Below are 12391 nucleotides of genomic sequence, written 5' to 3' on the forward strand. Positions count from 1 at the left end.
CTAAAAGCACCCTCATATAAACAGTAACATTTATAGTAAGGCACAGCGCATGGCAATTAAGTTAGGTATTATTTCAGATCCTATTAGTGGATTTAACATCAAAAAAGACACCGGTTTTGCAATGATGATGCAAGCGCAAGAACGCGGCTACGAAATTTATTATATGGAGATGGATGATTTATCTCTTCGTAAAGGTAAGTCGTACGCTACAGCGTCTAAAGCGCAAGTGTTTAATAATGCAGAAAAATGGTACGAGCTTGAAGAAAAAGCCACTATAGCCCTTGCCGACCTTGATGTTATTTTAATGCGAAAAGATCCTCCTTTTGATACCGAATACATTTACGCGACGTATATTTTAGAGCGTGCAGAACAAGAAGGTACGTTAATAATTAACAAGCCACAAAGCCTACGCGATGCTAACGAAAAGCTATTTACAGCATGGTTTAGCGAACATACACCAGACACACTTGTTACACGTAGCCAAAAACAAATTCGTGAGTTTTTAGCCGAGCATAAAGACATTATTTTAAAACCCCTTGATGGCATGGGTGGCGCATCTATTTTCCGCCTCAGAGAAGACGATGCCAACATTGGTGTAATTTGTGAAACGCTAACCGAGCACGGCAGCCGCTTTGCTATGGTGCAAAATTACATCCCAGAGATCAAACAAGGCGATAAGCGCGTATTGGTTATTGATGGTGAGGTTATTCCGTATTGTTTAGCACGCATTCCACAAAATGGTGAAACACGCGGTAATTTAGCTGTTGGCGGTCGAGGCGAAGCGCGTCCACTTAGCGAATCAGATTTAAAAATAGCGCAAGCGGTTGCACCAACGCTTAAAGAAAAAGGCTTAATATTTGTAGGTTTAGATATTATTGGCGATAAATTAACTGAAATTAACGTAACTGCACCAACGTGCGTACGTGAAATTGAAGCTGCTTATGATATTTCTATTACAGGTATTTTGTTTGATGCCATTGAAAGAAAACTAGATAAATAAGTATCTACCTATCGTTATTAAAAGCACTTTCGTGTCATAAATTTTAATATAGTTGTTAACTATTAATTTTTAAACTGTATGAAAGTGCTTTTTTAGTTTTAAAAACAAAGGTATGTGCCATACTCAAAGTTCATTAACTAAAAAGGGTGAAATCTATGCAGTCATTAGAAAATCATTTTTTAATCGCGATGCCGTCGATGCAAGACCCTTTTTTTAAACGTGCTGTTACCTATATTTGTGAGCACAATGAAGATGGGGCTATGGGCTTGGTAATAAACCAACCTATTGATGTTACCGTTGGCGAACTTTTAGATAAAATAGAAATTGATAACGACAAAACTCAAAACGCAGCAAAAGTAAGTGTGTTTGCAGGCGGACCCGTTAAAACCGACCGTGGTTTTGTTTTGCACTCTCCTCAATCAGGTTATTCAGCAAGCCAAAAACTCAGTAGCGATATTATGATCACTACCTCAAAAGATGTTTTAGCAAGCTTAACTACCGCACAAGCACCTGAACAATTTATTATTACATTGGGTTATTCAGGATGGGAGCAAGGACAACTCGAACAAGAGTTACTTGATAACAGTTGGTTGATCATAGAAGCCGATCCGAAGATCATTTTTGACACCCCCGTTGAAAAACGATGGGAAAAAGCAGTTTCAATGTTGGGCTTTGATATTAGCCAACTCAGCCCTGAAGCTGGTCACGCATAATAATTTAACCCTTAGCAAACTTAAACAAGATACACATGACAAAAAAATCGCTTAAGCCGCAAGGCGAACGCACTGTAATGGGCTTTGACTTTGGCACCAAAAGTATTGGTATTGCTATTGGGCAAGAGCTAACAGGCAGCGCGTCTAGCCTTAAGGCTGTAAAAGCACAAGATGGCATTCCTAACTGGGACCATATTGCTGTACAAGTAACCGAATGGCAGCCTGACTTAATGGTTGTTGGCTTACCACTAAATATGGATGGAACGTCACAAGAGGTTACCTTTAAAGCAAAAAAGTTTGCCAACAGATTACATAATCATTATGGCATTCCGGTGCAAACACAGGACGAGCGTTTAACGACTGCGGATGCTAAAGCGCGACTTTTTGAAAGTGGTGGCTATAAAAACTTAGGCAAAGGTAACGTAGATAATATGTCTGCGGTTATTATTTTAGAAAGTTTTTTTGAGTCTAATTACGGTGAATAAACTGGCTATATAAATAACCTGTTATATAAATAAAAAGCGCCAATTGGCGCTTTTTTTATATTAAGTATTTATATTCATTACTTTTTAAATCATTGATCGCTATTTTTATCGTCAAGGCCATCAATAGTAACGCCTTGTAAAAAGCCCGCACCTTGCTGCTCGTTATTGCGCAGTTTAATCATTAAGCGTAAATCATTTGGCGAATCAGCATGATGCAGTGCATCAGCGTAATTAATTCGCTGCTGTCTATACAACTCAAATAGCGCTTGGTCAAAGGTTTGCATGCCCATTTCTTTCGATTTAGCCATTGCCTCTTTAATACCACCAATATCACCGTTTTTAATCAGTTCAGCAACCATTGGTGAGTTAAGCAATATTTCAATAGCTGCAACGCGGCTTTCACCATCAGCAGTCGGTACTAATTGCTGAGCAACAATTGCACGTAAGTTAAGTGCTAAATCGTACTTAAGCTTATCGTGTTTTTCTTTTGGGACTAAATGCATAATACGGTCAATCGCTTGGTTAGCATTGTTAGCATGCAGTGTTGCAACACATAAATGACCTGTTTCGGCAAAGCTTAGTGCGTATTCCATAGTTTCTTGAGAGCGAATTTCACCAATCAAAATTACATCGGGAGCTTGGCGTAGTGAGCTTTTAAGTGCTGACTCAAAGCTTTCGGTATCAAGCCCTACTTCGCGTTGAGTAATAATACTTTTACGATGCTCATGAACAAATTCAATCGGATCTTCAATAGTCAGTATATGACCACGTTGGTTACGGTTTCTGTAACCAATAAGTGCGGCTAGCGAGGTTGATTTACCAGTACCAGTACCACCGACAAATAATACAAGACCACGCTTAGACATAATTACATCGGTAAGAATAGAAGGAAGACCTAGCTCACTCACATCAGGTATTTGCGTAACAATACGGCGAATAACCATACCTGCTTTATCGCGTTGCCAAAAAGCAGAAATACGAAAACGCCCTTCGTCGGTGGCAATCGCAAAGTTACATTCTTTCGTTGTATGAAACTCTGCTTTTTGCTTTTCGCTCATTGCAGATTCTACTAACTCAAGCGATTGCTCATCAGTAAGCCTATCGTCACTTAGGGCTGTTAGCTCACCGTTTATTTTTGCGCTTACAGGTAGCTGACTCGATACAAATAAGTCAGAACCTTTTTTCTCAATCATGATGAGTAAAAAGTCGTTTAAAGATAAAGCCATAATAGTTTCTTACCCACCAAATTGTGTTTTGTCTTGTGCTTTTTCTTTCGCTGCCGCATTTGTAACAATGCCGTGATTAACTAAATTAGTTAAACATTGATCCATTGTTTGCATGCCCACAGACGCACCGGTTTGAATAGACGAGTACATTTGTGCAATTTTATCTTCACGAATTAAGTTACGAATAGCAGGTACTGCAATCATAATTTCGTGTGCTGCAACTCGCCCGCCACCAATCTTTTTAAGTAGTGTTTGCGAGATAACAGCACGCAAAGATTCAGATAACATTGAACGTACCATTGATTTTTCCTCGCCAGGGAACACATCGATAATACGGTCAATGGTTTTTGGTGCAGATGTTGTATGCAACGTGCCAAACACTAAGTGGCCTGTTTCAGCAGCGGTCATTGCAAGACGAATTGTTTCTAAATCACGTAACTCACCAACCAATATTACATCTGGATCTTCACGCAATGCACTACGTAGCGCGTTTGAAAAGCTATGAGTATCGCGATGTACCTCACGTTGATTAATAAGGCTTAATTTATTATCGTGAACAAACTCGATTGGATCTTCTATTGTTAGAATATGGTGATGTTTATTTTGATTTATATAATCGACCATAGCGGCAAGTGTTGTTGATTTACCAGAGCCCGTTGGACCTGTCACTAACACGAGTCCACGTGGGGTATCGGAGATTGTTTTAAAAATATCTGGCGCACCTAAATCATCAAGCGTTAACACTTCACTTGGTATGGTACGAAATACCGCAGCAGGCCCGCGATTAGAGTTAAACGCATTCACACGAAAACGTGCTAAATTAGGCACTTCAAACGAAAAATCCACTTCGAGATTTTGTTCGTAGTCCTTGCGTTGATTATCGTTCATAATATCGTAAACCAGACTGTTTACGTCTTTGTCTGCAAGGGCTGGTATATTAATGCGGCGAACATCACCGTCTACGCGTATCATAGGTGAAACACCCGACGATAAATGTAAATCGGATGCTTTGTGTTGCACACTAAACGCTAATAATTCGGTAATATCCATTTATGACTCCACAACTAACTGATAAATATATGGTTACAATAGCAGAACGACTCACATCCGCCTACGCTAGAATTGCAGACGCGGCAAAAATTGCACAACGAAACACTAACGAAGTCACTCTACTGGCAGTGTCTAAAACTAAACCAAGCGAAGATGTTATTGCAGCTTATGAGCATGGTCAGCGCGAATTTGGTGAATCTTATGTTCAAGAGGCTATAGATAAAATAGCTCAACTACAGTCATATAGCGACATCATTTGGCATTTCATTGGCCCTATTCAATCTAATAAAAGTGCTTTAGTGGCTGCCAACTTTGATTGGGTGCAAAGTGTTGATCGCATAAAAATAGCGAAACGATTAGATTCCCAGCGCCCAGACGATAAACAGCCTCTTAATATACTTATTCAAGTAAATATAAGTAATGAAGAAGCGAAGTCGGGTTGCCACCGCGATGAAATAGATGAACTTGCCGATTTTATTAACCAATGTGAGCACTTAACACTTCGAGGTTTAATGGCGATTCCCGCTAAAAGCAACGATCTGGATACGCAAATTCAATCTTTTGAGCAATTACAAACTTGCTTTGATAAACTAAAGACCCAATATCCTCAAGTAGATACTTTGTCGATGGGTATGAGTAACGATGTTGAAGCTGCCATTAGTGCAGGCTCAACCATGGTAAGGATCGGCACAGACATTTTTGGAACACGAACTTAAAAGGTGATAACAGATTTATGTCAGATAAAAAAATCGCATTTATAGGCACAGGTAATATGAGCTACGCCATTATTGGTGGCATGGTAAAAAACGGTTTTAACGCAAGTAACATTATTGCGACTAACCGCAACCAAGAAAAGCTTGAAAAGGTAGCCTTTGATTTCAAGGTGCAAACCACCAGTGACAATAACGAAGCCCTGCGCGATGCTGATGTAATTGTTTTGTCTGTTAAACCACAAATGATGGGCGATTTATGTAAATCGTTTCAAGAGTCGGGCGTAGATTTTAGCGATAAACTGTTTATTTCTGTTGCTGCTGGCTTAACTGTAAAACGTTTACGTGAAATGCTAGGTCAAGACGTTAAAATGGTACGTTGTATGCCAAATACACCGTCTTTATTAGGCCGTGGTGTATCAGGTTTATATGGCGCGGGCGAAACACAAAGCGAACACGAGTTTGTACAACAAGTTTTTGAATGCACTGGCATTGTTGTATGGGTCGAAAAAGAATCACAAATTAACGATATTATTGCTGTGACCGGCTCATCACCAGCTTACTTTTTCTTATTTATGGAAGCCATAGAAGAAAAAGCTAAAGCGCTGGGCTTTAATGATGAAGACGCTCGTCGTTTAGTACAGCAAACAGCCCTTGGCGCCGCAGAAATGGCACTTAGCCAGCCTGATATTACTATTTCGCAACTGCGTTCAAACGTAACATCTAAAGGCGGTACTACTCACGCAGCTGTTGAGCACTTAAAAGATGAAGGCTTAACTAAAACCGTTGGCGATGCAATGGATGCGTGTATTGCGCGTGCAGAGCAAATGGAAAAAGAACTTTAAAACCACTTTTTTATTGAAGGTTACACTATGAATGCCATGCAATTTTTAATCAGTACCCTGTTTGATTTGTTTTTAATGGTGGTATTACTGCGCTTTTGGCTGCAGTGGGCAAAAGCCGACTTTTATAATCCAATGAGCCAGTTTGTGGTTAAAGCCACTTCGTTTGCGGTAAAACCACTGCGTAAAATCATTCCGGGATTTGGCGGACTTGATTTAGCATCTCTGTTGTTGGCATTTATAGTGGCTGTAGCCAAAATTAGTACTTTAATGCTTGTTATATATAATGCGTGGGCAATACAGCCTGTAATTATACAAGCACTTATAACGGTACTAAAAGAAGGCCTTAACTTAGTTTTTTGGGTACTTATTATTCGCGCTATTTTAAGTTGGGTTAGCCAAGGTTATAACCCTATAGAAGCGGTTTTCCATCAGCTTACTGAACCAATGCTAAAACCAATTCGTAAAATATTGCCATCAATGGGTGGCTTAGATTTATCAGTTTTAGTGCTTATTATTGGTATTCAGTTTTTGCAAATGCTGCTTATGGATTTTTTAGTCTAATATGGATTTTTTAATTAGAGGCCCAAAGGCCTCTTTTTTATATGTTTTGAGGAATACATAATGAACCGTTTAATTAAGTTTTGTTTTATTGCTTGTTTAGCATTTGCATTTAACGCGCAAAGCGAAGAAATGCAAGGCGCACAATATAAAGAGCTTGGCCCTTGGCAAGTGCACTACATCGCCTTTCCTTCTACTTTTATTCAGCCAAAAATAGCAAAAGCGTATGGCCTTGAGCGAAGCGGATACAAAGGCATAGTGAATATTTCTGTTTTAAAAAATGATGCCGAAAATACAGCCCAAACAGCAAAGCTTACTGGCACAGCTAGAAACCTACTTGGCAATAAACAAACGCTTACTTTTAAAGAAGTAAAAGAAGGTGATTCAATTTATTACCTTGCCCAAGTTGATTATACCAACGAAGAGATTTTACGCTTTGAGATTGAAATACAACAAAGTAATCAATTTCAAAAATTACAGTTTCAGCAAAAATTTTACGTAGATTAATAACATGACCAAAACTTTAGTACTTGCTACAGGTAACCCTGGCAAAGTAAATGAGCTAGCTAACATGCTAAGCCCTCTGAATATTAATGTAGTTCCACAGAGCGATTTTAACGTAGGTGAAGTTGCCGAAACCGGCACTACCTTTGTTGAAAATGCCATTATTAAAGCGCGTCATGCCGCTAAAATTACTGGCATGCCTGCTATTGCCGATGACTCAGGTTTAGAAGTTGATGGCCTAAATGGCGCACCCGGTGTTTACTCTGCCCGTTTTGCAGGCCCAGGTGCCAGCGATCAAGATAACATTGATAAGTTACTCGTAGACTTGGGTAATAACCCTATCCGTAGTGCTCGTTTTTGGTGTGTACTGGTATTAATGCGCCACGCAGATGACCCTACCCCCCTTATTTGCAGTGCAAGCTGGGAAGGCGAAATTACGCTCACTCAAAATGGCAACGGTGGCTTTGGTTACGACCCTGTATTTTTTGTACCAGAGAAAAATTGTACCAGTGCTGAGCTTACAAAAGAGCAAAAAAATGCAGTGAGTCATCGCGGCCAAGCACTACAAAAACTATTGCTAGAGCTACAGCAAAAAGGCGGCCTGTGAACCTTCCACCACTGAGCTTATATGTGCACGTACCTTGGTGCGTGCAAAAATGCCCGTACTGCGATTTTAATAGCCACGGACAAAAAGGTGAAATACCTGAAGCTGAATATGTTCAGCATTTAATTGATGACTTAAAAGCTGATTTGCACCTAGTACAAGGGCGTAAAATTCACAGTATTTTTATTGGTGGCGGCACGCCAAGCTTATTAACTGGTGCAGCTTATACCCGATTATTAAATGAAGTCGACAGCCTAATTGGGCTTGAAGACAATTGTGAAATTACCCTTGAAGCCAACCCTGGTACAGTAGAAACAGGTCGCTTTAAAGATTACGTAAAAGCAGGCATTAACCGTATTTCTATCGGTGTGCAAAGCATGCAAAACGACAAGTTAAAAGCACTTGGTCGGATCCATGGCAGCGACGAGGCTAATTATGCTGCGCAACAAGCTAAGGAAGCCGGTTTAAATAGCTTTAACCTTGATTTAATGCATGGCTTACCAGGGCAAACACTTGACGATGCACTGAGCGATTTAAAGCAAATAATAGCGCTCGATCCTCCTCATATATCTTGGTATCAACTAACTATTGAACCCAATACTCAGTTTGCTTCAAAACCTCCTACCTTGCCACAAGACGAAATACTGTGGGACATTCAAGAGCAAGGAGTCGAGTTACTAGCTCAAGCAGGTTACATACAATACGAAATATCGGGTTATGCAAAACCAGGCTATCAGTGCCAACATAACTTGAATTATTGGCGTTTTGGCGATTATCTCGGTATTGGCTGCGGCGCGCATGGTAAGGTTACTGATGCAAATACAGGGCTTATTACGCGTACTGAAAAGGTTAAACACCCACGCGGCTATATGGATTTAATTAAACCATATATGTATAAAAGCTGGCATGTAGAGCAAGACGATTTAGCGTTTGAATTTTTTATGAATCGCTTTCGCCTTGTTGAGCCTTGCCCAATTAATGATTTTAATAAACTTACAACACTGCCACTGCAAAGTCAGCAAAGTGCATTAAACCAAGCAATTAATAAAGGTTTATTGACTCAAACAGATAGCCATTGGCAGGTAAGCTTAAAAGGTCATCGCTTTTTAAATGACCTGCTAGAATTATTTGTGTAGCGCCCAGCGTTACACAAAAAATAAATATAAAACACCCTAATGGGTTTCTAACAACAAAAGGGAAAACAATGCGTAAACTTACTTTTATTGCGGCCGCAGTAAGCGTTGCACTACTTGCTGGTTGCCAGCAAACAACACAACAAGCGACTTCAGCTCCTATTGCACAAGCAGTTCAATCACAACAAAGTGAAATAGACAAAGCCAATGCATTTTTTGAAGATACATTTAACCGCGACGTAATGAGCAGTCCTGTATATCAAACATACATGGGTATTAAGCAAGATTACGATAAGTGGGATGATGGCAGCGAAGAAAGACAGCTTAAAGATTTAGCGCAAACAAAAGCTGACCTAGTTGCACTAAAAGCAATCAGCCGTGATTTATTAGATGATGCAACAAAAGTTAGCTACGACTTAAAAAAACAAGATCTTGAAAGCTCAATTGCTGACTTTAAATGGCGTTACCATAACTACCCTGTGAACCAAATGTTTGGTACGCATTCTATGATCCCTGCGTTTTTAATTAATCAGCACTCAATTAGTAATGTAAAAGAAGCTAAAGACTACATTTCTCGTTTAAATGGTGTAACTGGTGTTATTGATCAGCTTATTATTGATTTAACTGTACGTGCAGAAAAAGGCATCATTGCCCCTAAATTTGTATTCCCGCATGTTATTGATTCAAGCAAAAACATTATTCACGGTGCACCGTTTGAAAAAGGCGATGATTCTACATTGCTTGCTGACTTTAAACGTAAAGTAACAGCGCTTGAAATTAGCCAAGACGAAAAAGACTCGTTAATCAGCGATGCATCAGATGCATTAAAATCGGCTGTTAAACCATCTTACTCTAAACTAATTAATTACCTTGCACAGCTTGAAAAACGCGCAGATGATCGCGATGGCGCATGGAAATTACCTGATGGCGAAGCGTTTTATAACAACGCACTTAAGCGCACAACTACAACAGATTTAACTGCTAAAGAAATTCATGCAATTGGTCTATCTGAAGTGACACGTATTCATGATGAAATGCGTGAAATTAAAGACAAAGTTGGCTTTAAAGGCGACTTAAAAGCGTTTATGCAGTTTATGAAAACTGACAAGCAATTTTACTACCCTAATGATGCACAAGGTAAACAACGCTACCTTGATGAAGCCACTGGGCTTATTGATACAATGAAAACGCGTTTAGATGAATTATTCATTGTTAAACCAAAAGCAGGTTTAAAAGTAAAAGCGGTTGAAGCATTCCGTGAAAAAGCAGCAGGTAAAGCATTTTACCAACAGCCAGCTCCTGATGGTTCACGCCCAGGTGTTTACTACGCTAACCTTTACGATATGGAAGCAATGCCAACGTATCAAATGGAAGCGCTGGCATACCACGAAGGTATTCCGGGACACCACATGCAAATAGCTATTTCGCAAGAACTAGAAGGTATTCCTAAGTTCCGTAAGTTTGGTGGCTACACAGCGTATATTGAAGGCTGGGGTTTATACTCAGAGTTCATTCCTAAAGAAATGGGCATGTACTCAGACCCTTACTCAGATTTTGGTCGTCTTTCAATGGAATTATGGCGCGCATGTCGCTTAGTTGTTGATACAGGTATTCACGCAATGAAGTGGACTCGCCAAGAAGGTATTGATTACTACGTAAATAACACGCCTAATGCAACATCTGACGGTGTTAAAATGGTTGAGCGTCACATTGTAATGCCTTCACAAGCAACGGCTTATAAAGTGGGTATGCTTAAGATTTTAGAGCTTCGTGAAGAAGCTAAAAAGCAACTTGGTGATAAATTTGATATTCGCCAGTTCCACGACGTAGTGCTTAAAAATGGTCCTGTACCACTTAATGTACTAGAAAACTTTGTTAATGAATGGGTAGCAAGCAAAAAGGCTTAAAACCAATTTAAACAATTGCTTTAAATATGAAAGGTCGCATTTGCGACCTTTTTTGTTTTATAGTAGTAAAAAAGATTTTGGAAATAATAATGGATTTAAGCATACAACTACTTAATGCGCGTATTTCAAAGCAGCAGTTAAATGAGCTCGATAACGACTTTAGGCAGTTAAGCCCTGCTCAGCAAACTTTGCAGCTTAACCATTTATATGACAGCGCCCAACGGTTGAGTGTTAAGTATGACTTTATGCAAAACATAGCAATCCGTATATTAAGTACTAATACAGCACCTTCTCTATTTATTAACCAACTCACTAATATTGACGCATTGAGCTTTTTCACCCCAGCGCTGAGAGTAAATAAAGGCTTTTTAGTACAAGATACTCAAGGAAATAATGTACTGCACAATGTGTTTAAGCATGCCGATGCTACAAAGCTGCCATTTAACTATGTACGCTCTTTAATGTTGTTTGAATCAAATGATGACTTAGTTAAAGCACTCGCGCAGCCCAACTCTCACGGATTAACACCAGTTTCCTGCTACATTGCCTATGCAAATAAATCGAGCACACCGGTAAAGCATGAATTCTCAGCTTTGTTAGCATTAATGGAAATAGAGCAAAAACAAAATCCTAACGCAAAACAGCAGCTTGCCAACGTACTAAAAGGGCAAAAAGTTAACGAGACCACAATTTTACTGAGCGCCGCTTACTTGCAACGCTCAACGGCGCAAGTTGCTCACTTAATCAAGGCGCTTTAATTCACTCACAACTTCTGTACGCACACTGTCTATGGCATGTGTAATAGATTGCGCAGCACTTTGCTGATCAACCATATTTGGCCAATTTGTTTGCCAGACCTTTTGTAAGTCTTTTGTTTTTAAATGTACTTTATCAACGGCTAAGTAGCTTAAGTCATGAATTAAGTTAACTTTAACCCAGCCTTTTCTAGGGCTGCCATCTATTTTGTTATTATCGTAATGTGCCGCAAATACAATAAGCTCAAGCTCGGCTAGTTCTTGTAATATTTGAAAGCTAGCAATGCGTGTATTGTTGTTCTCTTCACTTGCCTCCATTCGCCATGCATTATAACTAAAGCCAATAAACGCAAATACTACGCTCGCTATAGCAGTAAAAAAATACGAACGGGGCGCCAGTACAAACTGACCATATTTAGACTCTGACATATTATTTCCTAGTCATTTAAATAATATTCAACACTGGTTACCACTCTTATATTTTTTATTTGCGGTGTGTTTGAATCTCGATTACTGATACTAAATTGCCCTTGGCGAGCTGTTTTTATTTTGCCTAATTTTGAATTAGAGTCTTTAGCAAATTTATTAGCGACTTCACGCGCTTTTTCAGTTGCTTCTTGCACCATCGCAGGCTTTACATCATTGAGGCCTGTAAAAATGTATTCAACTTTTGTTTCGTAGCTGTCCTGCACTATTGCGATATCTTGTTTAGCAAGCTGACTTACTTTGCTCAGCGCGTTTTGCACTTTATCTGGCGCATCAGAATAAACAATAATATTTGAGCGCACTATGTATCTAAACTGTTGATTTTCATTACTGTATTCACGTGCTTGCTTATCAATAACTGACTGGCTGCCTATTGTTATTTCATCGTCGTCAAAACCATGCAGTTTTAAAAAAG

General features: G+C 39.4%; 15 protein-coding genes. 11 read left to right on the forward strand and 4 right to left on the reverse strand.

Features of this window, described 5'->3' with window-relative positions:
* The first annotated feature begins 49 nt into the window (after nt 1-49).
* From gshB to ruvX, 3 genes are all read left to right on the forward strand, one after another.
* On the forward strand, nt 50-1000 hold the full coding sequence (gene gshB / locus P20429_RS04790) for a glutathione synthase (protein WP_007585399.1): 951 nt from the start codon (nt 50-52) through the stop codon (nt 998-1000).
* A 155-nt stretch (nt 1001-1155) separates the two neighbouring features.
* Nucleotides 1156-1713: a YqgE/AlgH family protein gene (locus tag P20429_RS04785; RefSeq protein WP_007585401.1), complete on the forward strand. Its 558-nt coding sequence runs from the start codon at nt 1156-1158 to the stop codon at nt 1711-1713.
* 35 nt (nt 1714-1748) lie between these two features.
* A complete protein-coding gene (gene ruvX, locus P20429_RS04780; RefSeq protein ID WP_007585404.1) occupies nt 1749-2198 on the forward strand; it encodes a Holliday junction resolvase RuvX in 450 nt (149 codons plus the stop codon).
* A gap of 89 nt (nt 2199-2287) precedes the next feature.
* Here ruvX and P20429_RS04775 read toward each other — a convergent pair whose 3' ends face one another.
* Nucleotides 2288-3424 carry a PilT/PilU family type 4a pilus ATPase gene (locus P20429_RS04775; RefSeq protein ID WP_007585406.1) on the reverse strand — a complete coding sequence of 379 codons (1137 nt, stop codon included), beginning with the start codon at nt 3422-3424 and terminating at the stop codon, nt 2288-2290.
* Between the two features lie 9 nt (nt 3425-3433).
* Nucleotides 3434-4474: a type IV pilus twitching motility protein PilT gene (locus P20429_RS04770; protein ID WP_007585408.1), complete on the reverse strand. Its 1041-nt coding sequence runs from the start codon at nt 4472-4474 to the stop codon at nt 3434-3436.
* Nucleotides 4475-4476: 2 nt separating this feature from the next.
* On the opposite strand from P20429_RS04770, the gene P20429_RS04765 reads away from it, so the two are divergent.
* The 8 genes from P20429_RS04765 (at nt 4477) to P20429_RS04730 (ending at nt 11493) form a co-directional block, all read left to right on the forward strand.
* A complete protein-coding gene (locus P20429_RS04765; RefSeq protein WP_007585410.1) occupies nt 4477-5190 on the forward strand; it encodes a YggS family pyridoxal phosphate-dependent enzyme in 714 nt (237 codons plus the stop codon).
* A gap of 17 nt (nt 5191-5207) precedes the next feature.
* The gene (gene proC / locus P20429_RS04760) at nt 5208-6029 is read left to right on the forward strand and encodes a pyrroline-5-carboxylate reductase (protein WP_007585412.1); all 822 of its coding nucleotides are present in this window, start codon (nt 5208-5210) and stop codon (nt 6027-6029) included.
* 27 nt (nt 6030-6056) lie between these two features.
* Nucleotides 6057-6590 carry a YggT family protein gene (locus P20429_RS04755; RefSeq protein ID WP_007585413.1) on the forward strand — a complete coding sequence of 178 codons (534 nt, stop codon included), beginning with the start codon at nt 6057-6059 and terminating at the stop codon, nt 6588-6590.
* Nucleotides 6591-6650: 60 nt separating this feature from the next.
* On the forward strand, nt 6651-7094 hold the full coding sequence (locus P20429_RS04750; protein ID WP_007376526.1) for a DUF4426 domain-containing protein: 444 nt from the start codon (nt 6651-6653) through the stop codon (nt 7092-7094).
* A gap of 4 nt (nt 7095-7098) precedes the next feature.
* Entirely contained in the window at nt 7099-7698 is a 600-nt protein-coding gene (locus tag P20429_RS04745; RefSeq protein ID WP_007585416.1) for an XTP/dITP diphosphatase, read from the forward strand.
* Entirely contained in the window at nt 7695-8831 is a 1137-nt protein-coding gene (gene hemW / locus P20429_RS04740; protein ID WP_007585418.1) for a radical SAM family heme chaperone HemW, read from the forward strand. Before P20429_RS04745 ends, hemW begins: the two co-directional genes overlap by 4 nt.
* A 68-nt stretch (nt 8832-8899) precedes the next feature.
* The gene (locus tag P20429_RS04735; protein ID WP_007585419.1) at nt 8900-10735 is read left to right on the forward strand and encodes a DUF885 family protein; all 1836 of its coding nucleotides are present in this window, start codon (nt 8900-8902) and stop codon (nt 10733-10735) included.
* An 89-nt stretch (nt 10736-10824) separates the two neighbouring features.
* A complete protein-coding gene (locus P20429_RS04730) occupies nt 10825-11493 on the forward strand; it encodes a hypothetical protein (protein ID WP_007585420.1) in 669 nt (222 codons plus the stop codon).
* On the opposite strand, the gene P20429_RS04725 is transcribed toward P20429_RS04730, so the two are convergent.
* Together P20429_RS04725 and P20429_RS19805 are read right to left on the reverse strand one after the other, a co-directional pair.
* The gene (locus tag P20429_RS04725; RefSeq protein ID WP_007585421.1) at nt 11476-11919 is read right to left on the reverse strand and encodes a hypothetical protein; all 444 of its coding nucleotides are present in this window, start codon (nt 11917-11919) and stop codon (nt 11476-11478) included. The genes P20429_RS04730 and P20429_RS04725 overlap by 18 nt on opposite strands.
* A gap of 8 nt (nt 11920-11927) precedes the next feature.
* A partial coding sequence (locus P20429_RS19805; protein ID WP_033027030.1) for an SIMPL domain-containing protein occupies nt 11928-12391 on the reverse strand: 464 nt, incomplete at its 5' end.

Origin of the sequence: Pseudoalteromonas sp. BSi20429, from assembly GCF_000238895.1 — a bacterium.
Taxonomy (GTDB): domain Bacteria; phylum Pseudomonadota; class Gammaproteobacteria; order Enterobacterales; family Alteromonadaceae; genus Pseudoalteromonas; species Pseudoalteromonas arctica.

Coding starts and splice junctions, on each gene's coding strand:
- P20429_RS04750 (WP_007376526.1), top strand. CDS start 6,651: ATGAACCGTTTAATTAAGTTTTGTTTTATTGCTTGTTTAGCATTTGCA.
- P20429_RS04785 (WP_007585401.1), top strand. CDS start 1,156: ATGCAGTCATTAGAAAATCATTTTTTAATCGCGATGCCGTCGATGCAA.
- P20429_RS04730 (WP_007585420.1), top strand. CDS start 10,825: ATGGATTTAAGCATACAACTACTTAATGCGCGTATTTCAAAGCAGCAG.
- proC (WP_007585412.1), top strand. CDS start 5,208: ATGTCAGATAAAAAAATCGCATTTATAGGCACAGGTAATATGAGCTAC.
- P20429_RS04765 (WP_007585410.1), top strand. CDS start 4,477: ATGACTCCACAACTAACTGATAAATATATGGTTACAATAGCAGAACGA.
- P20429_RS04775 (WP_007585406.1), bottom strand. CDS start 3,424: ATGGCTTTATCTTTAAACGACTTTTTACTCATCATGATTGAGAAAAAA.
- ruvX (WP_007585404.1), top strand. CDS start 1,749: ATGACAAAAAAATCGCTTAAGCCGCAAGGCGAACGCACTGTAATGGGC.
- P20429_RS04725 (WP_007585421.1), bottom strand. CDS start 11,919: ATGTCAGAGTCTAAATATGGTCAGTTTGTACTGGCGCCCCGTTCGTAT.
- P20429_RS04735 (WP_007585419.1), top strand. CDS start 8,900: ATGCGTAAACTTACTTTTATTGCGGCCGCAGTAAGCGTTGCACTACTT.
- gshB (WP_007585399.1), top strand. CDS start 50: ATGGCAATTAAGTTAGGTATTATTTCAGATCCTATTAGTGGATTTAAC.
- P20429_RS04770 (WP_007585408.1), bottom strand. CDS start 4,474: ATGGATATTACCGAATTATTAGCGTTTAGTGTGCAACACAAAGCATCC.
- P20429_RS04745 (WP_007585416.1), top strand. CDS start 7,099: ATGACCAAAACTTTAGTACTTGCTACAGGTAACCCTGGCAAAGTAAAT.
- P20429_RS04755 (WP_007585413.1), top strand. CDS start 6,057: ATGAATGCCATGCAATTTTTAATCAGTACCCTGTTTGATTTGTTTTTA.